21 protein-coding genes are annotated in these 23,307 nt (G+C 47.2%); 9 read left to right on the top strand and 12 right to left on the bottom strand.

Annotation, left to right across the window (positions count from 1 at the left end):
• Positions 1–151: 151 nt before the first annotated feature.
• Positions 152–2,002, top strand: a complete 1,851-nt coding sequence (locus ACMUEV_RS21810) for an iron uptake porin (RefSeq protein WP_017287123.1) — start codon at positions 152–154, stop codon at positions 2,000–2,002.
• Positions 2,003–2,514: 512 nt separating this feature from the next.
• Here ACMUEV_RS21810 and ACMUEV_RS21805 read toward each other — a convergent pair.
• The gene (locus tag ACMUEV_RS21805) at positions 2,515–2,721 is read right to left on the bottom strand and encodes a chlorophyll a/b-binding protein (protein ID WP_017287124.1); all 207 of its coding nucleotides are present in this window, start codon (positions 2,719–2,721) and stop codon (positions 2,515–2,517) included.
• A 418-nt stretch (positions 2,722–3,139) separates the two neighbouring features.
• Between ACMUEV_RS21805 and ACMUEV_RS21800 the strand changes: the two genes are divergently transcribed.
• Positions 3,140–3,460: an STAS domain-containing protein gene (locus ACMUEV_RS21800; protein WP_017287125.1), complete on the top strand. Its 321-nt coding sequence runs from the start codon at positions 3,140–3,142 to the stop codon at positions 3,458–3,460.
• Positions 3,461–3,514: 54 nt separating this feature from the next.
• Here the strand turns inward: ACMUEV_RS21800 and ACMUEV_RS21795 are convergent, their stop codons facing one another.
• The 4 genes from ACMUEV_RS21795 to smpB all read right to left on the bottom strand — a co-directional run bounded on the left by ACMUEV_RS21795 (position 3,515) and on the right by smpB (position 9,358).
• A complete protein-coding gene (locus tag ACMUEV_RS21795) occupies positions 3,515–4,357 on the bottom strand; it encodes an alpha/beta fold hydrolase (protein WP_190647654.1) in 843 nt (280 codons plus the stop codon).
• Positions 4,354–7,326 carry an excinuclease ABC subunit UvrA gene (gene uvrA / locus ACMUEV_RS21790; RefSeq protein ID WP_190647789.1) on the bottom strand — a complete coding sequence of 991 codons (2,973 nt, stop codon included), beginning with the start codon at positions 7,324–7,326 and terminating at the stop codon, positions 4,354–4,356. The genes ACMUEV_RS21795 and uvrA overlap by 4 nt, the downstream gene beginning before the upstream one ends.
• Before the next feature lie 73 nt (positions 7,327–7,399).
• Entirely contained in the window at positions 7,400–8,812 is a 1,413-nt protein-coding gene (locus ACMUEV_RS21785; RefSeq protein ID WP_017287128.1) for a tetratricopeptide repeat protein, read from the bottom strand.
• A 75-nt stretch (positions 8,813–8,887) separates the two neighbouring features.
• Positions 8,888–9,358 carry an SsrA-binding protein SmpB gene (gene smpB / locus ACMUEV_RS21780; RefSeq protein ID WP_017287129.1) on the bottom strand — a complete coding sequence of 157 codons (471 nt, stop codon included), beginning with the start codon at positions 9,356–9,358 and terminating at the stop codon, positions 8,888–8,890.
• Between the two features lie 579 nt (positions 9,359–9,937).
• On the opposite strand from smpB, the gene ACMUEV_RS21775 reads away from it, so the two are divergent.
• Together ACMUEV_RS21775 and ACMUEV_RS21770 are read left to right on the top strand one after the other, a co-directional pair.
• Complete coding sequence (locus tag ACMUEV_RS21775) at positions 9,938–11,506, top strand: ammonium transporter (protein WP_190647655.1); 1,569 nt, start codon at positions 9,938–9,940, stop codon at positions 11,504–11,506.
• A gap of 335 nt (positions 11,507–11,841) precedes the next feature.
• Positions 11,842–13,248 carry an ammonium transporter gene (locus ACMUEV_RS21770; RefSeq protein WP_017287131.1) on the top strand — a complete coding sequence of 469 codons (1,407 nt, stop codon included), beginning with the start codon at positions 11,842–11,844 and terminating at the stop codon, positions 13,246–13,248.
• Positions 13,249–13,397: 149 nt separating this feature from the next.
• On the opposite strand, the gene ACMUEV_RS21765 is transcribed toward ACMUEV_RS21770, so the two are convergent.
• Positions 13,398–13,547, bottom strand: a complete 150-nt coding sequence (locus ACMUEV_RS21765; RefSeq protein WP_190647656.1) for a hypothetical protein — start codon at positions 13,545–13,547, stop codon at positions 13,398–13,400.
• A 67-nt stretch (positions 13,548–13,614) separates the two neighbouring features.
• On the bottom strand, positions 13,615–13,704 hold the full coding sequence (petN, locus tag ACMUEV_RS21760; RefSeq protein ID WP_071596148.1) for a cytochrome b6-f complex subunit PetN: 90 nt from the start codon (positions 13,702–13,704) through the stop codon (positions 13,615–13,617).
• An 87-nt stretch (positions 13,705–13,791) separates the two neighbouring features.
• On the opposite strand from petN, the gene ACMUEV_RS21755 reads away from it, so the two are divergent.
• Positions 13,792–14,220 (top strand): hypothetical protein, encoded by a 429-nt coding sequence (locus ACMUEV_RS21755; protein WP_017287133.1) that lies wholly within the window; start codon positions 13,792–13,794, stop codon positions 14,218–14,220.
• Here ACMUEV_RS21755 and ACMUEV_RS21750 read toward each other — a convergent pair.
• Positions 14,210–14,878: an SDR family oxidoreductase gene (locus tag ACMUEV_RS21750; protein ID WP_190647657.1), complete on the bottom strand. Its 669-nt coding sequence runs from the start codon at positions 14,876–14,878 to the stop codon at positions 14,210–14,212. The two genes, ACMUEV_RS21755 and ACMUEV_RS21750, sit on opposite strands and share 11 nt — an antisense overlap.
• Positions 14,879–15,034: 156 nt before the next feature.
• Between ACMUEV_RS21750 and ACMUEV_RS21745 the strand changes: the two genes are divergently transcribed.
• Positions 15,035–15,415, top strand: coding sequence for a hypothetical protein (locus ACMUEV_RS21745; protein ID WP_190647658.1), 381 nt, complete (start codon positions 15,035–15,037; stop codon positions 15,413–15,415).
• Positions 15,416–15,501: 86 nt separating this feature from the next.
• Here ACMUEV_RS21745 and ACMUEV_RS21740 read toward each other — a convergent pair whose 3' ends face one another.
• Together ACMUEV_RS21740 and ACMUEV_RS21735 are read right to left on the bottom strand one after the other, a co-directional pair.
• Entirely contained in the window at positions 15,502–16,827 is a 1,326-nt protein-coding gene (locus ACMUEV_RS21740) for a PQQ-dependent sugar dehydrogenase (RefSeq protein ID WP_190647659.1), read from the bottom strand.
• Positions 16,828–16,981: 154 nt separating this feature from the next.
• Positions 16,982–17,461: a hypothetical protein gene (locus tag ACMUEV_RS21735; RefSeq protein WP_017287137.1), complete on the bottom strand. Its 480-nt coding sequence runs from the start codon at positions 17,459–17,461 to the stop codon at positions 16,982–16,984.
• A 230-nt stretch (positions 17,462–17,691) separates the two neighbouring features.
• Between ACMUEV_RS21735 and ACMUEV_RS21730 the strand changes: the two genes are divergently transcribed.
• From ACMUEV_RS21730 to ACMUEV_RS21720, 3 genes are all read left to right on the top strand, one after another.
• A complete protein-coding gene (locus ACMUEV_RS21730; RefSeq protein WP_190647660.1) occupies positions 17,692–19,347 on the top strand; it encodes an ABC1 kinase family protein in 1,656 nt (551 codons plus the stop codon).
• Positions 19,348–19,398: 51 nt separating this feature from the next.
• Positions 19,399–19,989: a Uma2 family endonuclease gene (locus tag ACMUEV_RS21725; protein ID WP_190647791.1), complete on the top strand. Its 591-nt coding sequence runs from the start codon at positions 19,399–19,401 to the stop codon at positions 19,987–19,989.
• A gap of 199 nt (positions 19,990–20,188) precedes the next feature.
• Positions 20,189–21,007 carry a nuclear transport factor 2 family protein gene (locus ACMUEV_RS21720; protein WP_190647662.1) on the top strand — a complete coding sequence of 273 codons (819 nt, stop codon included), beginning with the start codon at positions 20,189–20,191 and terminating at the stop codon, positions 21,005–21,007.
• On the opposite strand, the gene ACMUEV_RS21715 is transcribed toward ACMUEV_RS21720, so the two are convergent.
• Both ACMUEV_RS21715 and ACMUEV_RS21710 read right to left on the bottom strand, forming a co-directional pair.
• Positions 20,987–21,769, bottom strand: coding sequence for an MOSC domain-containing protein (locus tag ACMUEV_RS21715; protein WP_242044230.1), 783 nt, complete (start codon positions 21,767–21,769; stop codon positions 20,987–20,989). The two genes, ACMUEV_RS21720 and ACMUEV_RS21715, sit on opposite strands and share 21 nt — an antisense overlap.
• 36 nt (positions 21,770–21,805) lie before the next feature.
• Positions 21,806–23,299 carry a sensor histidine kinase gene (locus ACMUEV_RS21710; protein WP_190647666.1) on the bottom strand — a complete coding sequence of 498 codons (1,494 nt, stop codon included), beginning with the start codon at positions 23,297–23,299 and terminating at the stop codon, positions 21,806–21,808.
• Between the last annotated feature and the right edge of the window lie 8 nt (positions 23,300–23,307).

The following is a 23,307-nucleotide window of genomic DNA, read 5'->3' as shown; positions in this document are numbered from 1 at the left end:
CACAATTTCCGTATGTCACATTTCAGCTATTGCAGGTAAACTATGGAAGTGCAGAGAAAAATCGGGCGCTTTTTGCCGATTTAGTGCTTTTGGTATAGAAGGCTCATTCAGTCGCTCTATCAAAACGAAAAAGGTGTGAGGAAAAAACACAATGCGTAAGATTCTATTGAACTCTTTGTTCACAAGTCCCGCTGTCTTAGGTGCAGCACTTGTGATGTCTTCGTCGGCATTTGCAGCTCAAAAAACTGAAGTTGCTGGATTGCCTGCTCTGGAAGTGGGAACTCAAACCACTCAAACAGCATCAGTTACGCCTTTGACAGAAGTTAAATCTCTCTCGACTGAGAAAACTGCTGAAGCTGTTAAGCCCCAACTACAAGCATCCGCTGAATTCAGCCCCGCTAAATCTGTAGTCGTTGCTGAGCCTGTAAAAGTTGCCCAAGCTGCACCTGAAGCTCAAGCGACTCCTAGTGTTGATTCTTTAGAGCAAATCAACCGCTACAGCCGCGAAGGCAGAACCGCAAATAGTGCTGGACAAGTCACCTCGGTGTCCCAATTGTCTGATGTTAGACCCACCGACTGGGCATTCCAAGCACTGCAATCCTTGGTTGAGCGCTATGGTTGTATCGCAGGTTATCCTGACCGGACTTATCGTGGAAACCGCGCACTGACTCGTTATGAGTTTGCGGCTGGTTTGAACGCTTGTCTTGATCGCGTTAACGAGTTGATCGCAGCAGCAACCGCTGACTTGGTTAAGAAAGAAGACCTCGCAACCTTGCAAAAACTGCAAGAGGAATTCGCAGCTGAACTCGCAACTCTGCGTGGTCGCGTTGACTCCTTAGAAGCTCGGACTTCGACCTTAGAGAAACAACAATTCTCTACCACCACCAAACTGGCAGGGGAAGTGGTCTTCGCTCTGACTGATGAGTTTGGTGTGGATGGAACTAACGGAAACAATACCGTATTCCAGAACCGAGTTCGTTTAGCTCTGAACACCAGCTTTACCGGAAAAGACTTGCTCGTTACCCGGATTGCAGCTGGTAACGCAGGTCTCTTCAACCTTCCCGCAGGTAGCGGTGCTGAAGGTATTCAAACCTTCAATTTTGGTAACACTGGCGGTAACTCTGGTTTGATTGACTGGGTGGCTTACTACTTCCCGGTTGGCGAAAACCTGAAATTCTATATTCCAGCCGTTAGTGGTCTGCACTATGACTATGCTCCGACTGTCAGCCCTGCATTGGATGCGGCTGATGGTGGTACAGGTCCGCTCTCCATCTTCGCGCAGCGCAACCCGATCTACTTGATTGGTGGCGGTGCAGGGATTGGTGCAAACTACAACCTCAATAATCGCTTCCAGGTTAGCTTAGGCTACTTGGCTGATAACTCCACTGGCACTCAGTTGACTTTCGGTGCGAACAACCCTTCTGATAAAAATGGTTTGTTCAATGGTAGCTACAGTGCTTTGGGTCAATTGACCTTTAGCCCAAGCGAAGCGTTGCAAATTGGTCTGACCTATGTAAACGCTTATCGTCGTGGAGCAATCTTCGACGGTGGTTCGGCAGTTGCTTCTTCTGGTACTGCTTTGGCTAACCGCAACACTCTTGGGACAGGTTCTTCCCAAGTTAACGCTTATGGTGCGTCGGTTGCGTTCAAGCTCAGCCCTCAAGTTGTTATCAATGGCTTCTTCTCCTACATCAACGCAAACTTTGTAGATGATGGACAAGGTAAGAAAGACATTTGGACTTATGGTTTGGGTGTTGCATTCCCTGACTTTGGTAAGAAGGGCAACTTGTTAGGTTTCGTCGCAGGTGCTGAGCCTTACATGGGTAACCCTAGTGGTGGTGCATCGAACGATGTTCCGCTGCACTTTGAAGGTTTCTACAAGTACCAATTGACCGACAACATCTCGATCACTCCTGGTGTGATCTGGGTTGTGAATCCTGGTCAGAACGATGCAAACGATGATGTTGTTATCGGAACCTTGAGAACAACCTTCACGTTCTAGTTTTGTGAAGCGATCGCTGAAATATTTCGGCGATCAACCCTTTAAAGCGTTTCATCGCTTGATAAGCCTCATTATCTAAACCCTGTCAATTTGGCAGGGTTTTTGTCTTATCTCTATGCAACGGTAGAACTCATATCAAAGAATGAAGATTTAGTGATATGTTCAGCTCTCCTATTTTGATACTGAACTGGAGAAACTGTCACAGTAAAGACTAATTTGATTGGAGTTCAAAAAATATTTGAAAGGCATTGATTATCCTGCAGAAGCAAAGAATATATCATTAAACATGCAGGAGGAAATGGGATTGATGAAGAACTGCGATCGCCTTTAGAAGAATGGCTAGAAGATGAATATGAGACACTCACTGATGTCAGTAAAGCAATCGTCAAATTAATAGCTAAGATCGCTGAAATTCTTATTAGGAATATTGCAGCGATTTGCCACAAAAAATAGCGTGAAGAGAGGCATAATTTCTCTTCACGCTAATAGTAATTATTAACTTTAGACAGACACTAACCGATTAAGTGTAGAACATCGCGAGCCACACTATAACCTGCTAAATCCCAAAGCAGATAAGCAAGAAATCCAATCATTGCAAAGCGACCATTCCATAGCTCAGCTTGGGGTGTCCAGCCGAATAGGAAGGCATTGCGGTCTTTGCCATTGTAAGCAGTAGAGAGAAGTAAATCAGTCTGTGCATCAGTCTGGGGAGTTTGCATAATTAGGTTCCAAACGCTTCATACCTGACATGGTATTGTGGTCTTGGTTTGTCGCTGTCTATCTGTAGAAACAAGCTGTTACTCCTTCTTTAGATAGAGGTTGTACTAATCTTTGAACTGCAAAAGCTTTGTGCTGTCTTTTCCATAAATGAGTGCAATAACTAAGATTTGAAAAACGTATTCATCAATACGGCAGTGTTGCTTCAACTAACTTAAAGTAGAACTGTGATTCTGATCCTGAAATAGGCATGGTGCAAGGAATCTTTAGCTACATCCTGAGATAGAGGCTACAGTGGAAAGCAAACGCTACATTACAACAAGTTAATTAACAGAACTTTCGTAGCGGTTTCGCTTCTGCCTAGCATCTATTGAGCTAGAGTTTTCTACTTATTATCGTTTAGCATTTGGGTTGTGGGGCATGGAATTATTAACTCGAACTATTCAGTTCCCGGAAACGTTGGATGAAGCGGCGATCGCTCACTTTCATCAGCAAGCAGATGATGCGATTCAGTCAGATGCAACTGTTCTGCTCGTTGATTTTACCAACGTTAAATTCATGAGCAGTCCCGGTCTGATGGCGCTCGTCATTGTTTTCAAACAGGCGCGTGAGGAAGGCAAGACCATGTTCTTGCAGTCGATCAATGATCAGATTAAGATGCTGCTGGAACTGACAGGCATGGATAAAGTTTTTGAAATTATCGAACATTCTACGGAAGAAGCTGAATTTGCGATCGTTTAGATCGAAGCTGAAACTTTAAAAACTCAGGGGCTTACTAAGCCCCTGAGTTTTTATTTATAAGCCGATAAATTCTCGAATATATTGATTGACTAAATTCGGCTGTTCTTGCTGTACCCAGTGGCTGCAATTTGGAATATATCGAATCTGCAAATTACGAACATATTCCTCTGTTCCGTAAGTTAATTCTTTTCCTAAAGCGATATCTTTTTCTCCCCAGATCATCAAGGTCGGGACTTCTAAAATCCCCCATTTTTTCTCAAGGATACCCGCTTGAAAAATGTTGCGGTAATAGTTAATAGCCGCAGTCGCAGCACCCCGTTTTGCAAACGCATCTTTGTAGAAATTGATGTCTTCAGCAGAGAAAACCTCTTGATTAACTGCCATTCCTTTTAAGGCTGTTTCTAAGAGTTTGTAGTCATCAAATTGAATGAGAAATTCCGGCAAGTAGGGAATTTGAAAAAGGAAGACATACCAGCTTTTTAATAACTGCTGTGGTGTGCGTAGACCTTGAGAAAACTTAGCAGGATGAGGAAGATTGAGGATGATTAGGCGATCGAGCATCTCCGGATACTCATACGCGAAATTCCAAGCGATCGCGCCTCCCCAATCGTGTCCAACCAGCGTACAGCGCTGGTATCCCAATCCTTCAATCGCACCTTTTACATCTGCGACTAATTCAGACATTTTGTAAGCGCTAGACTCGCTGGGTTTATCGCTCTCGTTATAGCCTCGAAGATCCAGGGCAACAGCGTGATGATCTTTAGCAAACTCTGGAAGTTGTTTGCGCCAGGAATACCAACATTCAGGAAATCCATGCAGAAACAGCATGAGATTGCCCTCGCCTTCAGCGACGTAATGGAGATTGATCCCGTTCGTATTGATGCGATCGTGTTTCATGATCCAGCAGGATATCGTTCTAGAACTTGTTTAAGATATTGACCTGTATAGGATTTAGGATGCTTGACGACATCCTCCGGAGTACCGACTGCAACAATTTCGCCGCCGCGATCGCCGCCTTCAGGTCCTAAATCAATCAACCAATCCGAGCAGCGAATTACATCTAAATTGTGCTCGATGACTAACACAGAATTGCCTTTATCTACCAAGCGTTGAATCACATCTAAGAGTTTGTGAACGTCGTAGAAGGACAAGCCTGTTGTCGGTTCATCAATTAAATACAGCGTCTTTCCGGTTGCACGTCGAGATAGCTCAGTGGCTAATTTCACACGCTGGGCTTCTCCTCCAGAGAGAGTTGGAGCGGTTTGACCTAACCGCATGTATCCTAATCCAACATCAACTAACGTTTGCAGACGATTTGCCGCTTGGGGAATATTTTGAAAGAAGTCGGCGGCTTCTTCGACAGTCATGTTTAAGACATCTGCGATCGACTTGCCTTTAAATTTCACCTGCAACGTTTCACGGTTATACCGTGCGCCTTTACAGACATCGCATTGCACATACACGTCAGGTAAGAAGTTCATCTCGATGACATTTACACCCTGACCGCTACAAGCCTCGCATCGTCCACCTTTGACGTTGAAAGAAAATTGCCCCGCTTTGTAGCCTCTGGCTTTGGCTTCGATCGTTTCAGAGAAGACTTCGCGAATGCAGTCGAAAACGCCAGTATAAGTGGCTGGATTGGATCGAGGTGTGCGTCCGATTGGAGATTGATCAATGACGATCGCTTTATCAAGCGCATCTAAACCTTTGACAGGCTTCATTTCCTTCGGCTGCGGAACCTTATGCCCAAAATGATGCTGAATTGCAGGATAGAGCAATTCATTAATCAAGGTTGATTTTCCAGACCCGGATACACCCGTGACGCAAACTAGTTTACCTAGTGGAATTTCGACATCAATATTTTTGAGGTTGTTGCGTTGGGCAGAGCCAAGTGTAATCGCTCTCCCATTTCCCGATCGCCGTTCTGCTGGCGTTTGAATCGCCCGTCGTCGAGACAGATAGGCTCCAGTCAGCGATTCTTCGGCATTCAGCAGTGTATCGAGATCGCCTTGAGCAATCACCCGTCCTCCATGCACGCCTGCACCCGGTCCAATGTCTACCAAATGGTCTGCTGCCCGAATCGTTTCTTCATCGTGTTCGACCACGATTAAGGTATTGCCCAAATCGCGAAGTTTCGTCAGGGTGTTGAGCAAGCGAGTATTATCCCGTTGATGCAGCCCGATACTTGGCTCGTCTAGGACATATAGCACTCCGGTCAATCCTGCACCGATTTGAGTCGCCAGTCGAATCCGTTGAGCTTCTCCACCCGAAAGCGTCATTGCGGTGCGATCGAGTGTTAAATAATCGAGTCCAACATCGAGGAGAAACTGCAAGCGGGATCGAATTTCTCGCAGCACGAGATCCCCGATCTGAGCTTGTCGATCGCTCAGTTCTAAATTCTCGACGCGATCAAGACAATCTCGAATCGAAACCCCTGTGAAATCTTGAATGTGATACTGCCCTAAGCGAACAGCGAGCGCTTCTGGCTTTAATCGTTTGCCATGACAGACATCACAAGGTTGATCGACTAAATACTGTTCGAGTTTTTGCTTGTACAGATCAGAACTGGCTTCGCGATATTGTCGATCGAGCAGAGGAATCGCTCCTTCATATCGACGGTGATAGCCTTTATTCTCCTGGTATCGCGAATCGACTTCGATCCAAATCGGGTCTTTAGAACCGTAGAGCATGATGTGTTGCTGCTCGGCGCTCAGTTGATTCCAAGGGGTTTGAATATCGAATCCGTATGCCTCGGCAACACTGCAAATCAGCGAAAGATAGTAAGTGTTGTCCTTATCTGACCAAGGCGCGATCGAGGCATAAACCGGAAGATTTGGATTTGGAATGATCAAGTCAGGCGAAAAGGTGCGATGGCTGCCAATTCCATGACAATTCGGACATGCTCCATACGGCGAGTTGAACGAAAACAGGCGCGGAGAAAGCTCTTCCATCACTGCACCATGTTCTGGACAAGCGAAATTTTCTGAGAATACGAGTTCTGAAGGCTGATCTTCTGAGTCTGCTTCGCGCATCAAATCAATAATGGCGATTCCGTTCGATCGCTTTAAGCAAGTGGTCAAGGAATCGCTCAACCGTTCTTGCATGTCGTCTTTTTTGATTAATCGATCGACGACAATTTCGATCGTGTGCAATTGATTTTTATCCAATTCGATGGAATCACTCAACTCTCGCACTTCGCCATCGACGCGCACCCGCACAAATCCTTCTGCGGCAAGTCCTGAGATTAATTTGCGGTGAGTGCCTTTCTTCCCACGCACCACAGGGGCAAGAATTTGGAACCGAGTCCGGTCGGGCAATTCCATGACGCGATCGACCATTTGATCGATCGTCTGGGGAGTAATCGAGCGATCGCAAATTGGACAATGCGGCATCCCCGCGCGACCATAGAGAAGCCGCATATAGTCGTAGATTTCTGTGACCGTTCCGACCGTTGAACGGGGGTTATGAGAGGTCGATTTCTGATCAATCGAAATCGCTGGACTTAATCCTTCGATCGCATCGACATCTGGCTTATCGACTTGTCCGAGAAATTGTCGTGCATAAGCGCTGAGCGATTCGACATAGCGGCGTTGACCTTCTGCGAAGATGGTGTCGAATGCCAGAGAAGACTTGCCTGAGCCTGAAACTCCGGTAAACACGATTAATCGATCGCGCGGCAGATCGAGATCGACATTTTTTAAATTGTGTTGTCTTGCGCCTCGAATCCGAATGGAATTCAGTGAAACAACTTTTTGAGCTTTCTGAGCAGGCTGTTTTTTCGAGCCGTTCGATTCGATTTCGGCTCCTAAATCAGGACTTAAGACCGGAGCATCGGAGCTTTTGGGTTTGCTGACACGCTTAGGCATTCGGAGGGCGAAGAAATAGTCCTTCATGATTCTATCGCTCTCACCCACCGATCAAGTTGATTTGTACTGAGGTTTAGTTGAATTCCTTCTGCAATTTCGCTCGATCGCGAATGGCAGGCCGAAAATTTGGATTGTACTTAATTGCCTGATTATAGGAATACAACGCATCCCGAAACCGTTTTAGCTCTGCCATGACTCGCCCCCGCCAGTACCAAGCCCCGTGATGCGAAGGTTGAAGTTGTAGAGCTTTGTCAAAACACGCGATCGCTTCTCGAAATCGGCGCAGTTTAATTAACGAACTTGCAGAACAGCACCATAAGTCGGCATTCTCTGGCTGAAGCTGGATCGCTTGGTCATAAGACGCGATCGCTTCTTCATATCGCGATAACGCATAAAGGACATTGCCTCGCCAGCGCAAAACTTCTGGGTCTTTTGGATTCAAGCGCACTGCCTTATTGAAAGCAACCGCTGCTTCTGCATGATGTTGAAGCTTTTCTAGAATCTGACCTTTCTGGAACCAAGTTCCGTAATCATTGGCGGGTTGGGCTGGCTGCTCAGGCTGATCTCCTGAATTCAATCGATCTAAAACTCTTTGACGACCTGCGATCGCAGCTTGCCAATCTCCCCGCAGCTGAATCGCTCGGATATAAGAAAATAAGGCTTCTTCATATTGAGCCGTGGCTTCTAGCGCTTTTGCGCGATCGTGCCATCCCCAATAATTCTCAGGCTGAAGTTCAACCACTTTGTTGTAGCTAACGATCGCTTCTTCAAACCGCTGTAAATGCTGTAAAACATTGCCTCGCTTAAACCAAGCGAGATGGTCGTTCGGTTGCAAAGCGACTGCTTGATCGTAAGCAGCAAGCGCTGCTTCAAATTGCCCTTGTGTTTCCAGCGCCATTCCTTGCGTGAGGCAATCCGAGGAATGTTCTGCAATCTCGGATGCGCTATTGGCCGCTGGCTCATCGAACGGCAGATCGTAGAGAGAATCAACGCGCTGAAGCTGCACCAAAATCCGCCGCCGACTCTCGACCGCCAATTGAAAATTGGGCTTCAATTGAACTGCTCGATCGTAGGCTGCTACTGCTTCTTCAAAGCGTTTCAGAGTTTCTAGGACTTTTCCCTTATCGTGCCAAGCCCAATAGTTTTCTGGCTGCAGCTGAATCACTTTTTCATAGCAAGCTAATGCTTCTTTTGGCTGGTTGAGATTTTCACAAGCGGCACCCTGCTTAAACCATGCTAAATAATCATCTGGCTGCAGCTCAATCACTTTTTTGTAGCAAACGAGTGCTTCATCAAATCGCTGCAAATTTTCACAGGCAATTCCCCGCCTGAACCAAGCGGTGTAGCCTGCCTGAAATTCGATCGCTTTATCATAAGCAGCGATCGCTTCTCGGTAGCGCTGAAGTTGAAACAATTCATCTCCTCGCTCCAGCCAAGTTAAGACTGAAGCATCTAGAGAAGAGTGCGAGTCAGGAGACGGTAGCATAAACGCAGCCAGAATGGTAGTACGGCTATTATTCCCGATTCGATTTTTCTGCGTTCAAGAAAGAATCGATCACTCCTAACGATTTTTCATGGCTCGCTGCATATCTCGTTGATCATCCCGGCGTTTTGAATCTTCGCGTTTGTCGTACAACTTTTTGCCGCGCACTAACGCCAAATCTACCTTGACCCAGCCTCGCTTCAAATACATCTTCAACGGTACAAGGGTCAGCCCTTGCTGCTCAACTTTGCCCACAAGTTTGCGAATTTCATCGCGTCTGAGGAGGAGCTTCCGAGTTCGGGTTGGATCGTGATTAAAGACCTGACTTGCAGTTTTATGTGGCGAAATATGGACATTGTGGAGAAAAACTTCTTGATTGCGAACGAGCGCGAAACCGTCGCGTAAGTTCACTCGACCGGCGCGAATGGACTTCACCTCGGTTCCCGCAAGCTCGATTCCCGTCTCGTAGGTCTCCAGAATCTCGTACTGAAACCTCGCCTGACGATTATCGCTAACAATTTTGAATCCGTCGCTACTTTTCTCGCTCATAGCATCACTTTAGCTCAGTTAGGGGGCTTGTAGCGAAAAAAATCGCCCCCTTCCTCACGCAACGGTCAGGTAAAAAGGCGAATTACTCAAGGAGACGAAATTAATACACAAGTACTATATAAGATAGTCTCGAAAAAAGCAAATCTTAGTTTGAATGAGATCTTTTATTCATAGATAAAAATCGATGTTGAATTAAGAAATAATCAATCTCCCTATTTTTCTCTGGGAATCTCTCTCTAGAATTGAGCATTTGTAATCTGAGATACAGAATCACATGACTCAATCAACGAAATTTGACTTCATCTCATCTAAAGATTCTGTTTCTTTAGCTATGTGACATGCCCCCACTTCGTCGTATATTTCAGTACCTCAAACGACGTACCGACCTTGTGGCAGCTGAATCATAGAGACCTAACTCGTCCTCGATCGCGGCACTGATTGCCAAGTAGTGGAGGGTTTCGGGATTCAGGAATTGCATTGCCCGACTGCAAGACAACTTTTACTTGCTGGAATGGTGTAACGCTCTCATGCCAGCAGGTCAATTTCGCATTGGTTTATTTACATTAGGAATTTCGTGTCATGGTGTTAAGAGCATCGTTGAAGCAAAAATCGCAAGTTCGCAAGCGGAAGCCTGCCTTGCTTAAATCCTGGGAAGCACTGCTCAGAACAGTGAGCAAGTTGTCTCTCGGTTGGCAAATGTCAATTCCGATCACAGTCGCGATCGTTGGACTTTGGAGCTATGCGGCTGTTGCCCAAACCCCACCTACTGTTGAAAGTGTTGCGACTGCAACCGCAGACCTAAAAATTGGTCTAGATACCATGTGGGTAATGATTGCAGGATGCCTAGTGTTCTTCATGAATGCGGGCTTCTGTATGCTCGAAACTGGCATGTGCCGACAGAAAAATGCGGTAAACGTGCTTGCGAAAAACTTGATTGTCTTTGCGCTGTCTACAGTGGCATTTTGGGCGATCGGGTTTGGCTTGATGTTCAGTAACGGAAACGGCTGGATTGGCGCAAGCGGCGGATTTTTCTTAACGGGTACAGACAGCAGCCCAGTAACAGGTGACGCTTACCAAGGAATCTTCAAAGCCATTAGCTGGGCAGGCGTTCCTCTGGCTGCGAAGTTCTTCTTCCAGTTGGTGTTTGCTGGAACAGCAGCGACGATCGTGTCGGGTGCTGTTGCTGAGCGGATCAAATTCATCGACTTCTTGCTGTTTAGCTTACTGTTGGTTGGGATTGCTTACCCCATTACAGGTCACTGGATCTGGGGCGGTGGCTGGCTAGCAACTCTCGGATTCTACGATTTTGCAGGTTCGACGGTCGTACACGCAGTTGGGGGTTGGGCGGCTCTGATGGGCGCTTCTTTCCTCGGTGCAAGAATTGGTAAATACAATGCAGATGGTTCTGCAAATGCGATTCCGCCTCACAATCTCAGTATTGCAACCTTGGGTGCTTTGATTCTCTGGTTGGGTTGGTTCGGATTTAACCCCGGCTCAACGATGAGCGTTGGGAATGGTTCTTTGATTGCTCATATTGCTTTGACGACGAACACAGGTGGCGCATTTGGTGCGATCGCGGCAACGGTAGTTGCATGGGCAATTTTAGGCAAGCCTGACTTGACGATGACCATCAATGGTCTGCTGGCTGGATTGGTCGCTGTTACAGCACCCTGTGCTTGGATTAGCGTTCCTTCTTCTGCGATCATCGGTGCGATTGGCGGTATTTTAGTTGTCTTCGCCGTTGGGTTCTTTGATAAGTTGAAAATCGATGACCCAGTAGGTGCGATCGCAGTTCACTTAGTGAACGGTGTCTGGGGAACGCTGGCGCTCGGATTATTCAGCCAAGCTGATGCTTTTGGTGCAACTCCTGCTCCCAAAGCTGGATTGCTGTTTGGTGGCGGTATTGAGCAGTTTTGGTATCAGCTGGTTGGAGTCTTATCAGTAGGCGGCTTTACAGTCTTGGTTTCCAGCATCTTCTGGATTTTGCTGAAGTCTACTTTGGGTATCCGGGTGACCTCTGAAGAAGAACTGGAAGGTTTGGATATCAGCGAGCACGGTATGGAAGCTTATGCAGGATTTGCTAAGGAAAGTGCTTTTGGCTCTTCTAGTAACTACCCCAGCAGTTCATCTGAACCGACCAAGTATTAATGACTTGAAAGGTCTAATCTAAGATTCTGCGAAGAGCGCTCTCCAATTTGGAGAGCGCTCTTTTTGCACTTTGTTAAGTCCGATGAATCTATTAGGAATTCACATAATCTTTTAAGAAACATCCTCCCTAGTGATGAAACTTAGGGTCTGCTGGGATTAAGGCTTTCTCGATCGCAAAAGTGTAATTTCAATTACAGAATGAGCCTTTCAATTTTGGTGCAATCCAATAGCAATCATTCGGATTTCCAATGGTTTCTGTATCTACAGCCTAACGGAAGTCTGAAGATGAGTTCTTTATTGGCGTTGAAGGTTTGAAGCCAGTGTTGAAAAAAATCATGTGGACAGCGCTCACCACGATCGCGCTGTTTAGTATTCCGTTGATGGGTACTGCTCTTGCTGAGCCTGTGACGGCTGAAGCTGCAAAAGCTGCCGCCGATCAGGCAGCTAGCCAAGCTGATACAGCCTTTATGTTGATTTCGGCTGCCCTCGTGCTGCTGATGACTCCGGGTTTAGCGTTTTTCTATGGCGGTTTTGTTCGGTCTCGGAATGTTCTCAATACCATGATGATGAGCTTTATTCTCATGGGTATTGTTGGAACCAGTTGGATTCTGTGGGGTTATAGTCTTTCGTTTGCACCTGGAACTCCGTTTATCGGCGGGCTACAGTGGTTGTTCTTGAACGGTGTGGGTCTAGAAACGACAGGATATCTAGCGGGCAGCCAGCCCGATGCGGTTGTTTCCTATGCCGGAACGATCCCGCACCAAACGTTCATGATTTATCAGGCGATGTTCGCCATTATCACGCCTGCTTTGATTTCGGGTGCGATCGTTGAACGGATTAGCTTCAAAGCTTATTTCTGGTTCATTGTGTTATGGTCTGGAATTTTGTATCCGATTTTCGCTCACATGGTTTGGGCGAAAGGCGGATTTTTGGGCTTATATGGTGGCTTGGGTGCTTTGGACTTTGCAGGCGGAACCGTTGTTCACATCAGTTCTGGTGTGTCAGCACTGGTTGCAGCTTGGGTCTTAGGTCCGCGCAAAACTTACCCCAATCAGCCTGCTGCACCGCATAACGTTCCTTACATTTTGTTAGGAGCTGGATTGCTGTGGTTTGGGTGGTTTGGCTTTAATGGCGGCAGTGCTTTAGCCTCTGGCTCATTAGCGACAGTTGCATTCGTGGCAACGACAACTTCTGCCTCAGCAGCAGGTTTAGTCTGGGTGATTTTGGAATGGATCTTACGTGGCAAGCCGACCGCCGTTGGGATTGCAACAGGCGCAGTTGCTGGATTAGTTGGAATTACTCCGGCTGCGGGATTTGTGACTCCCATTGCAGCTTTGCTGATTGGGGCAATCACTGCAACGGCTTGCTTCTTTGCTGTGAGTTTGAAAGCGAAGCTCCAGTTTGATGATTCGCTGGATACATTCCCAGTGCATGGTGTGGGTGGAACAATTGGTGCGATCTTAACTGGTATTTTTGCGACTAAAGCAGTCAACTCGGCTGGTGCAGATGGGTTGCTGGCAGGGAATGCAACCCAGGTGTTGACGCAGATTGAAGCGGTAGCCATCACTTATGTCTTGGCAGCGCTAGGAACGATCGTGATTCTGAAAGTCCTGAGCGCAGTCTTTGGTGGATTGCGAGTCCACCCAGATGCTGAGTTTCAGGGTGTAGATATTCATGAGCATGGTGAAGAAGGCTACGGTGAAGAGGTTACCGCAGGGTTCATGATGACTCGAGTTGAATAAGATGCGGTTACAGGGATGATTTACTTAAAAGGCTCTAGGAGTTGAAATCCTAGAGCCTTTTGATATGCGGTAGCAACTCGCTTTGCTAGTGTGCAGCTTTTGTCCTCTCTGTCCCCGATTTGGGAGCTTTGAAGTCAATTGAGGGTGTGTTAGCGTCGTTTGCTCGTTGGTTTTTTCTCTTGTTCGCGACGGCGACGATCGCGCCAATCTGCAATGGTGATATAGCCAACGCCACCAGTGATGGCTATGAGAAGACCAAACGCGACAAGCACCAGTGTGTTAAAAACTGTAAATTCCACGATCGGATCTCAAAGTTCTAGATTTTCAGTGCCCGCAGCGTGTTGACCACGGGCTGGAAACTAGGCATTAGAAGCCATTGCGTCCCCAAACGACCATTGCGATCGAGAAGGTAAAAACGGATAAAAGCGCGACCCAACCAAGTGACAAAATATCCATGATAAAAACGGGCGGTACAAAGGATGATAAATCTAATAATAAGGCAAAACGGGCTAGCGACTGGGGAACTGGGATCTAGAGATTGACATGCAACACTTAAAGCTGAGCTGGGAAGAACGAGTCGAGTCGTTGAAGGCAGGATTGCTTTCGGCAGGTTCGGTTGCGTTGATTTTTCCGTTGATTGCGTTATTGAATGATTTTTTGGTCAGCCGCTATCCCAGTGTTTCGATGAACTACTGGATTAGCGGCGCGATCGCGCTGTTTGCAGGGTTCTTATTTGGGGTGACTTACCGCTACATCATTCGTGAAGATGAGAATTCTCACCTCAAATCTGGGGCGGTGCTGGCGTTTGGATTAGTGCGAGGGTTGGCGCAGGTGGAAATGGGAATTGCAAATCAAAGTGCAGTCATCCCCATTGTCAGCTACGCAGTTGAAAGTGTTTTGTTGTTTGCGATCGCCAGACTGGTGCTTGATTGGGGGATGTCCCTTGGCTGGATTCAGCGATTTAAGGGATAAATTCTACAATTTCAGTTGCACTAAACATCTGATTGCGATCGAGCGCCGAGAGAATTTTTTGATTGGCGCGATCGCTGATTAAGCATTTGCACACGAGATCTGCGACATCGGCACGGTGAATTGAGCCAGAGATTTTGGGATCTTCGGTGAGAAATCCGGTTCCGGTTGCGGGTTCGGACTTGAGACCGCCCGGACGCACGATCGTATAGGTCAGCCCGCTGTCGATCAGATGTTGTTCCGCTTTTTCTTTGTCTGCGAGAACCGCTCCTAGCGCTTCGAGAGCACGAGGCGGTAAGGCAACCACACTATCGCCGCACCCGATCGAGGTGACTAAGACGAATTTTTTCACGCCTGCTTTGCGTGCTGCATCAATTAAATTGCGATTGCCTTCATCATCAGCGCGTTTGATATCGCCGGGAAGACCGCCGATCGTGCTAATGACTGCATCGATTCCAGAGAGATCTAACTGTTCTGGAATCATTGCATCGCCCCTGATCGGTTGAATGCCTAAAACTTCGAGTTCAGTAACAGCAGTATTCGATCGCAATAATGCTTTGACCGTAAAATTCGGCTGTAAGATTCGAGCAATTTCGCGTCCGACTCCTCGACTTGCACCTGCAACGAGAACGGTTTCAAAGGGCGTTAAGCTTTCCAGCATTTTAATTAGCCTTCTAGAGAGATCATTTATGCTTAAGAGTAAGCCTGCATAACCCAAAGTATACGGATACCAGACCTCACTGAAGTCGAGAAAGCCGTCCCTAAGATTATCAAGAATTCTGTTCCAATAGAGGAAGCATAGACAGAGGAAATCACCGTGAACCAGAATCAACTTTATAACTTACAACTCGGTCTAAATGGATTTGGTCGCATTTTAACGATCGTGGGATTTGCGTTACTGCTGAGTGCCGTCGGGTTGGGCTGGTTGGTGAAATCGTTTTTCTTTGTAGTGGGGCTGTTGATTCTTGCGCCGATTGTCGGGATTTTTGTGTTCCAGTGGTGGGTGAGAAAGAATATTGTCCAGTCGGCTTGTCCGGTGTGTGGAACCGAGTTGACTGGATTTAATCAGGCTCAGATGCAATGTTCTAGCTGTGGAGAGCCGTTACTCGTTGAGCATGGGAAATTTAAGCGCATGACTCCTTCCGGCACGATCGATGTAGAAGCCGTTGAAGTTGCGGCTCAAGTTGTTGAAGATTAATCCAGAGAATCGGTTTCAGCTTCGCTCACCCTGCGAAAACTCTAGAATCGAGCATTCAGCGAAGCCGAGACACATTTTTTATCTTTCTACTGCACTTGTTTTTGAGCGTACTGAACGCGGTAGATTCTGTTATTGGCTTCGTCCGTGAAAATCAGACTGCCATCATTAAGTACGAGTAAGCCGACAGGTCTACCCCAAGTTGTTGGAATGCTGGGGTCAAGGAGAAACCCTGTTACAAAATCTTCGTATTGCCCTTGCGATTGCCCTTCATTAAACGGCACGAAGACAATCTTATATCCGGTTCCCTGAGAGCGATTCCAAGACCCTCGGAAGGCGACAAATGCGCCGTTTCGATAGCGATCGGGAAATGTATTGCCCGTATAGAATCGCAATCCTAATGCTGCCGAATGCGCTTCAAATAAAACATCTGGCGTACGAGTTTTCGCAACGAGGTCGGGGCGGCTGCTTTTTCCGTCCTTGAGATGGCGCGGGTCGAGGCGATTGGGTGCGAGATAGGCATAGGGCCATCCATAAAATTCGCCTGCTTGTACTTGCGTCAGATAATCTGGCACTAAGCCATCTCCGATTTGATCCCGTTCGTTGACCGTTGCAAAGAGTGCTCCGGTTGCCGGATTGAAATCTAGACCGACGGGATTACGCAGCCCAGAAGCGAAGGTTTGACGATCGCTGCCATCTAAATTCATGACTTGAATTGAGGCACGCGGGAGCGGTTCTTCATCAGCGTTCGATCGCGATCCGATGGAGACATAAAGCTTTTGCCCATCTGGAGAAGTGACCACGTTGCGCGTCCAATGTTGGTTATAGCCTTGTCCAGGTAATTCTGTGATCTTCGTGCCCCGACCTTGAACGCGATCGTTTGCCACAGAAAATCTCAGGACTGAATCAGTATTGCCGACAAAAAACGCATCTTCGGCAAATGCCATTCCAAACGGTAAATTTAGCCCGTTTTCTTCAGTTGCAAAGGTTTTGCGGACTTCTGCAACGCCATCCTTATTGGCATCTCGTAGCAGCAGAATTCGATTGCGACGGGTTTCGGTGACGAGAACATCGCCGTTTGGAGTCAGGGCGAGCCAACGCGGTCGATCAAGTCCTTCCGCAAACACATTGACAGTAAAGCCAACAGGAACCCGTAAGACTGGATTTTCAGGAATTGGAACAACTTCAGGTGGTTTTGAGGCGCTTTGTGTGGCGTTGGGTTGAGGAAGTTGATCGACATCAATTCGGATCGGTTGGGGGTTCAGAATTTCTGTCCGAATTGGAGCACTAGAAGATGAAGCTTGGGCAACTTGGGGTTCTCGATCGCGCTCGACATTCGGATTCGATGAATTACAGGAACTCAAGGCAGCGATCGCAAAAAACAGCGAAGCGATCTGAGGAAAACGGTTAGACATGGAAGCGTCGGGACAGTGCAACTTGATTTCTAGAGTACAGATAGAAATCGAATTTAACACCTTCCGAGAGGCTCACTATCAGGAAGCGCTAACGCTGACCGGATCAATTTTATGAGTTCGGGAACTGAAGTCTGAATATTTTGAGAGCTAGGAGTTACAGCGATCGCCAGGTATCGCGCACGACTTGACGAATTACTTCAAACGGCTGGCTCTCCGGCAAATGCAATTGCTCGGTTGAGAACACGTAGTACACTTCGCCTGCATCGCTCACTTCAAAATTCGCGTCGTATTCGCGTGCCCAAAGATCGAGATGTCGGCGCGCAATTTCCGGTTCGAGGCGGGTGGCTCTGGAGAAATCGAGCAGTGAAATCCTGCCCTGCTTGATCCGCAACAGTTGGAAAAAGCGATCGCGAATGGCATGGCGATGCGCTTTAGAACTGGCATAGAGTAAAAGTCCTCCGATCGCACTGGGAGTCAGCCCAAAAAATACCAGCAGAATCAAGAGAATTGTAAATGCCCAGGTTGGAGGTTGGAATGCCAAAATCGACAGAGAAAGCGCGATCGAGATCACGCCACCTCCGCAGAGAAATAGGCTTCCAGCAACTTTGCTTGCAACACTCCAAAATCGATTCATGCGCGCCTCCGAAAAAGCTTAAAAAATTGAAGGGCGAGGCAACTTCAATCACAGTATTCATAGCCTAACTGTTTTTCTTGCAATCGGGGCTATCGGGTTGCCGATCATTCGATTGGCGGATTTCGCTCCTCAGTTTTCCCCCGGAAGAGGATGGCTGAACGGTGGAGATCTACGTTAGTTTTAAGTCACTGTTCTGATGCCGTTTTGCATTAACTTTTGGAATTGCTTCTATGTTTTCCAGACTTGTCCAAACCAGTTCGCGCCAAGGTGAAATCTTAGAAGTAGTGCTTCGGAACGGATGGGATTTTATGCGGCGGCTCTTGACCGGGGGAAAAGTTGACGAGCCAAAATTACCGCCTCCGGCTGTGCTTCGCAATATTTTGGTCGATTTGGGGCCCGTGTATGTGAAGCTCGGGCAACTGCTGAGTACTCGTCCTGATCTCTTGCCTGCTGAATATATTGATGCTCTGTCCACGCTGCAAGCAGAAGTTCCTCCGGTGGATTGGTCAGAAATTGAAGTCGTGCTGCGAAAACAATTTAGTCAGCCCCTAGAAGAAGTCTTTGCCTCGGTGAACTACACGCCCGTTGCAGCGGGTTCGATCGCTCAAACGCATTACGCTATTCTCAAAGATGGTCGAGCCGTTGCGCTCAAAGTTCAACGTCCGGGACTCTCGGCGGTTGTAGAACAAGATATTGCGCTGATTCGTTTGATGGCAAGACTGGTTGCTCAGACGGATTTTGGACAGTACTACGATATTGTGGCGATCGCTGAAGAATTCGCGGAAGCGCTACGAAACGAGCTCGATTTTACTCAAGAAGCTCGATATACCGATCAACTGAGGCAGAATTTGAGCGGGACTCGCTGGTTTGATGCCTCTCAGCTTGTAGTTCCTCAGATTTATTGGGAATATACAACTGATAAACTCGTTGCGATGGAATGGCTAGATGGTGTGGCGGTACTCTCTGCATTTCCGCCCATCAGTGCTGCTGAAGGTGTCGTCGATCTCCAGCGACGAGAAGAAATTTCAACGTTACTCCTCAGAGCGTTCTTCCAGCAAATTTGCTTAGATGGCTTCTTCCACGCTGATCCGCATCCTGGGAATGTGTTCTATCTCAAGGATGGGCGGGTAGCATTGCTCGATTGCGGCATGGTTGGACGACTCGATCCAAGAACACAGCAGTTGATTTTGGAATTGGTACTTGCGATCGTCAATCTGGATGCCCAACGATGTACTCAACTCGTACTGCAACTTGCGCCCCCGATTCAACCGATCAATCGAGTCAAGCTCGAAACCGAGTTCGATCGGTTACTGCGTCGGTACTATAGTCTGAATATCTCGCAGGTCAACTTTAGTAAGCTCGTTTACGAAGTGCTGCAAATTGTTCGAGACAATAAGGTGCGAGTTCCCGGCAATTTGGGGCTATGTGCGAAAGCGATCGCGAACTTAGAAGGCATTGCTCGATCGCTCGACCCGAATTTCAACATTCCCAATAAAATTCGCCCAATGATGACGGAAGTGTTTCAGCGTCAGATTGTTGGAGAAGCGCCGTTAATTGCTTTGTTGCGAACGGTGTTGGATGTGAAAAATCTCTCATTGCAATCTCCGCGGCAGGTTGAGTTATTGCTCGATCGCGTCACGTCTGAAACCTTGCAGTGGAATTTTTCGATTCGAGAAGCAGAACCAATGCGACGCACGGTCGATTCTGCTGCGAATCGGGTGTCTTTTAGTATTGTCGTTGGCTCATTGATTATGGGTGCAGCGATCATTTCTGCGAATACGCAGTCGAGTCAAGTCTATTGGGTGAGTGATGTCTTGTTTGCAGCCGCGAGTTTCTTGGGGCTTTGGTTGATTATTAGTATTCTGCGATCGGGTCCATTGCGATAAAAAGATCTGGATTATATTCAAAGCATGTCCAAAGTTGTTGGCAACGACATGATGGCTTCGCTGACGCTTCCTCTCAAAATTGACATGAGCCAGGTTCACTTTACAGATGAGCAGTTTTATCTCCTTTGTATGAGCAATCCTGACTTAACGATCGAACGAGATGCGAAAGCAGCTTTGATTCTTACGTCTCCAGTTGGCGGTGATAGCGGAAGACGAGAAGCGAGCTATATTGCTGACTTGATCATTTGGAATCGTCAAACTGGACTCGGAGAAGTGTTCAGTTCTTCAACGATGTTTAAGCTGCCGGGAGGGGGCGATCGCTCTCCTGATGCGGCGTGGGTTGAGCGATCGCGCTGGCAAACTCTGACTGCTGAACAGCGTCAGAAATTTCCTCCAATTGCACCTGATTTTGTCTTGGAACTGCGATCGCGAACTGACAGTTTGGAGACATTGCAGGAAAAGATGCAGGAGTATATGACGAGTGGTGTTCAGTTGGGTTTGATGGTGAATCCTCAGAATCAAGAAATTGAAATCTATCGTCAAGGACAACTGAGAGAAGTGCGATCGCTGCCGACGCAATTTTCTGGGGAAGCTGTTTTACCAGGGTTTATGTTGCAGATCGATCGATTTGTAGAGGATTGATGCAAACTCCTTCAAGCCGTTTGCGATCGCTGAGCCAATAAGCAATCCTCAAAACTAAACGCTTCTTCATCTAGAAAAAATCGCTCAGCATCGCAGCGCGATCGCGACCAAAATGATTCTTATCACCCTAGATCCAGATGATTTTCGACATCGCGTGTATAGTGATTAGAAGCTTTTCCATTGCCTTTGAGAGTAATCTATGAGACTTTCTGCCCTATTGCGTCTTCGGTCTTGGCAAATCCTATTTTTTCTCGGATTGAGTTTGACGATCGCCAGCGCTCAACTCAGCGATCGAGCCACGGCTGCCACTCCCGAAACCGCGCCCGCAGAACTCAAACAAGTTTTATCAAAAATTGATGCCGCTGCAAATAGCAGAAATGCACAAGCCGTACTTCAGTTTTATAGCCCAAACTTTACGCATTCCGACGGGCTAAATCGTCAGAGCTTAGAGCAATCTTTGACACAACTTTGGAAGCAGTATTCCAACTTAACGTACAAGACCGAATTGCAGTCTTGGCAACCGAGTAGTAATGGGTTTCAAGCAGAAACGGTCACTCGGATTACTGGAACGCAAGCGCAAAACGGACAGCAAGTGAAACTGGATGCAACCTTGCGATCGCGGCAGCAATTTCAGAATCAAAAAATCGTCAAACAAGAAATTCTATCTGAGAAAAATCTCATTACAACCGGAGATAAGCCACCTTCCGTCAATATTAATCTGCCTGACCAGGTGCGGGTAGGACAAGAATTTAGCTTTGATGCGATCGTCCAAGAACCCCTCGAAAACGACCTACTGCTAGGTACAGTCGTGCAAGAAGCGGTGAATTCGGCAGGGTATCTGAAGCCTGCAACGGCTGATCTGGATGTGCTGAATTCGGGTGGACTGTTTAAGATTGGCAAAGCCCCGAATCAAGCTGGCGCGCAGTGGATTTCAGCCGTTTTGGTACGGCATGGTGGAATGACAATGGTGACACAACGATTGAATGTCGTTGCCGGATCAACTCGACCCGCAAGATAAGATATCCCCAATTCTTAGAATTTTCCCCGCTTCAGTTGGCGCAATTCTTGTATTGATTGCCATGCGGTAGTAATGAGTAAATCGAGTCTCATCTGCCCAAGCGGGAAATTCTGCTCGGCGCTGAAGCATAAACGTCTTCTGAAACTGAGGATAAGCTTCGCCTGAACGTGCATCCCGAGTGGGAACAATGCAGCGTTGACAGGGATTGATGCCTTGTAGCTCGACCTCCCCGATTTGAAATCGGACAGGCGTTTCATCGGCTGAATACAAGCGCTCTTCCCAAAAAGCGGCGACATCCCCGAGTTCTAAATTGGTGCGGAGTCGCGATCGCATTTCCTCAACTGTGATATCTGCAAACCATGATGCGGCGCGTTCCAATGTAGCTGTGCTGATCAGAGTCGGTCCAGGTGAAACGGGATCATCGGGAAATCCGGTCGTGAGATCTTGTTTCAACGTCACCGCAAAGCCAAAATAATCGCTCAACCAGCCTTCAATCCCCCTGCGACCGTGGTCGAGATGGAAACTGACAGGTTGCTCGTTCTGAATCGCAAGCGTGACAATCCGGGCTTTGAGATCAAACGTCGATCGAATCTGATGAATTGCCGCAGTTCGTTTGCCATTCACGATTTTATTGGCACGATCAACGATACAAAATTCTCGATCGTGCTCTAATGCGCCACCGGGCAGAATCTTGGCGTGATCTACAGCGATGCCATCGAGAGATTTGATCGGATAAATCAGGAGATGGGTCAGCTTCGGCATAGGATTCGTAAAATACTGCATCCAGTTTGCCAAGATTTAAGCTGGCTTGACTGGAATCGTAATGATAAATTCTGTTCCGTGAATCGGATTAGAAATACACTCCAAACTGCCGTGATGCCGCTCTGTGACAATCTGGTGACTAATCGAAAGCCCCAAGCCTGTCCCTTTTCCGACAGGTTTGGTTGTAAAGAACGGATCGAATAGTTTAGACTGAATCGATTCTGGAATTCCAGAACCATTGTCATGGATGCAAATTCTCACCGTACTCTCGATCATCTCTGTAGTAATTTCGATGCGAGGTGAAAAGCTAGAATCTTGCTCACACAACTCTTCTAAAGCATCGATCGCATTACTCAAAAGATTCATGAACACCTGATTGAGTTGCCCTGCAAAACATTCGATCAAAGGCAAATCGGCGTAGTTTGTGACAATAGTGATGGCTTTTCGATCTGGAGTTGCTTTGAGTCGATGTTTCAAAATCATCAATGTACTGTCGATCCCAGCCTGAAGATCGACAGCTTTACAGTCTGGCTCATCCATGCGAGAAAAAATCTTCAACGAAGCGACAATTTCTCTAATCCGATCGGCTCCAATCGTCATTGATGTGAGCAACTTCGGCAAGTCTTCCATCAGAAACTCTAAATCAATCTCCTCTTCTTTCTCTTGAATCAATTCAGCATCGGTAGCCTTGCGATAGAGTTTGACCAATTCAATCAGATCGGCTGCGTACGCACTGGCATGCGAAATATTGCCATAAATGAAACTAACGGGGTTGTTAATTTCATGCGCAACGCCAGCAACTAACTGTCCCAAGCTCGACATTTTTTCGCTTTGGATCAGTTGGCTTTGGGTGTGCTGGAGTTCTTGTAGAGTCTGTTCTAGAGCCTCGGCGCGATCGCGAATCTGAGTATAGAGATTCGCTTGACTAATAGCAGATTGGATTGTCTGCATCAAATTGATCAAGCCTAAAATTGCATCGTCATCGCTTTGAATCCGGTGATGATATTTGGCGCGCTCCCGGGCATTTCCTAGTAAAATTAAGAACTCAGACTCTGCGATCATAAAGCCGATAAACTCATCCATGCCAATGCGATCGCCCAGATCTTGAATCGCTGGATTCGGACTGTCGATCAGACCGATCAGCTGATTCGAGACAAATGCTTGAAAAGCAGGGTGGTGCAAATCTAGCGCCAGCGAATCGACGATGTTATCGTCTTCGTAATAGCCTTCGTGTTGCACCAACTGAAATTGCTCATGCTGACGCTGCAAAATTAAACAGCGCTGAAAATTGCGATCGTAAACAATAAACTGGAGAGTTTCCTGCAAAATTCCGCTAATTGAAAAAGACTGGCTCACCCGTTTCCCAATTTCATTGAGTTGACGGTAGAGGCTGATTTGCCCATCGAGTCGATCTTGAGATTCGATCATCCGGCGCTCTGCACGCACGAGACGTTTGACCTGTTCGGAGAGCCGTTGATTTTCAGCGCGCAGATGGGCAATTTCAGCATCGAGAGACGTGGCAGGAACCATAGCAGTTT

Source organism: Leptolyngbya sp. FACHB-1624 (assembly GCF_047649235.1).
GTDB lineage: Bacteria > Cyanobacteriota > Cyanobacteriia > Leptolyngbyales > Leptolyngbyaceae > Leptolyngbya > Leptolyngbya boryana.
The sequence above is the reverse complement of the archived record's forward strand: the minus strand, read 5'-3'. Positions and strand labels throughout refer to the sequence as shown.

What these genes read in the sequence shown, in the direction of transcription:
- ACMUEV_RS21810 (WP_017287123.1), top strand. Translation starts at nt 152, where the DNA reads ATGCGTAAGATTCTATTGAACTCTTTGTTCACAAGTCCCGCTGTCTTA.
- ACMUEV_RS21805 (WP_017287124.1), bottom strand. Translation starts at nt 2,721, where the DNA reads ATGCAAACTCCCCAGACTGATGCACAGACTGATTTACTTCTCTCTACT.
- ACMUEV_RS21800 (WP_017287125.1), top strand. Translation starts at nt 3,140, where the DNA reads ATGGAATTATTAACTCGAACTATTCAGTTCCCGGAAACGTTGGATGAA.
- ACMUEV_RS21795 (WP_190647654.1), bottom strand. Translation starts at nt 4,357, where the DNA reads ATGAAACACGATCGCATCAATACGAACGGGATCAATCTCCATTACGTC.
- uvrA (WP_190647789.1), bottom strand. Translation starts at nt 7,326, where the DNA reads ATGCCTAAGCGTGTCAGCAAACCCAAAAGCTCCGATGCTCCGGTCTTA.
- ACMUEV_RS21785 (WP_017287128.1), bottom strand. Translation starts at nt 8,812, where the DNA reads ATGCTACCGTCTCCTGACTCGCACTCTTCTCTAGATGCTTCAGTCTTA.
- smpB (WP_017287129.1), bottom strand. Translation starts at nt 9,358, where the DNA reads ATGAGCGAGAAAAGTAGCGACGGATTCAAAATTGTTAGCGATAATCGT.
- ACMUEV_RS21775 (WP_190647655.1), top strand. Translation starts at nt 9,938, where the DNA reads ATGGTGTTAAGAGCATCGTTGAAGCAAAAATCGCAAGTTCGCAAGCGG.
- ACMUEV_RS21770 (WP_017287131.1), top strand. Translation starts at nt 11,842, where the DNA reads ATGTGGACAGCGCTCACCACGATCGCGCTGTTTAGTATTCCGTTGATG.
- petN (WP_071596148.1), bottom strand. Translation starts at nt 13,704, where the DNA reads ATGGATATTTTGTCACTTGGTTGGGTCGCGCTTTTATCCGTTTTTACC.
- ACMUEV_RS21755 (WP_017287133.1), top strand. Translation starts at nt 13,792, where the DNA reads ATGCAACACTTAAAGCTGAGCTGGGAAGAACGAGTCGAGTCGTTGAAG.
- ACMUEV_RS21750 (WP_190647657.1), bottom strand. Translation starts at nt 14,878, where the DNA reads ATGCTGGAAAGCTTAACGCCCTTTGAAACCGTTCTCGTTGCAGGTGCA.
- ACMUEV_RS21740 (WP_190647659.1), bottom strand. Translation starts at nt 16,827, where the DNA reads ATGTCTAACCGTTTTCCTCAGATCGCTTCGCTGTTTTTTGCGATCGCT.
- ACMUEV_RS21735 (WP_017287137.1), bottom strand. Translation starts at nt 17,461, where the DNA reads ATGAATCGATTTTGGAGTGTTGCAAGCAAAGTTGCTGGAAGCCTATTT.
- ACMUEV_RS21730 (WP_190647660.1), top strand. Translation starts at nt 17,692, where the DNA reads ATGTTTTCCAGACTTGTCCAAACCAGTTCGCGCCAAGGTGAAATCTTA.
- ACMUEV_RS21725 (WP_190647791.1), top strand. Translation starts at nt 19,399, where the DNA reads ATGGCTTCGCTGACGCTTCCTCTCAAAATTGACATGAGCCAGGTTCAC.
- ACMUEV_RS21720 (WP_190647662.1), top strand. Translation starts at nt 20,189, where the DNA reads ATGAGACTTTCTGCCCTATTGCGTCTTCGGTCTTGGCAAATCCTATTT.
- ACMUEV_RS21715 (WP_242044230.1), bottom strand. Translation starts at nt 21,769, where the DNA reads ATGCCGAAGCTGACCCATCTCCTGATTTATCCGATCAAATCTCTCGAT.
- ACMUEV_RS21710 (WP_190647666.1), bottom strand. Translation starts at nt 23,299, where the DNA reads ATGGTTCCTGCCACGTCTCTCGATGCTGAAATTGCCCATCTGCGCGCT.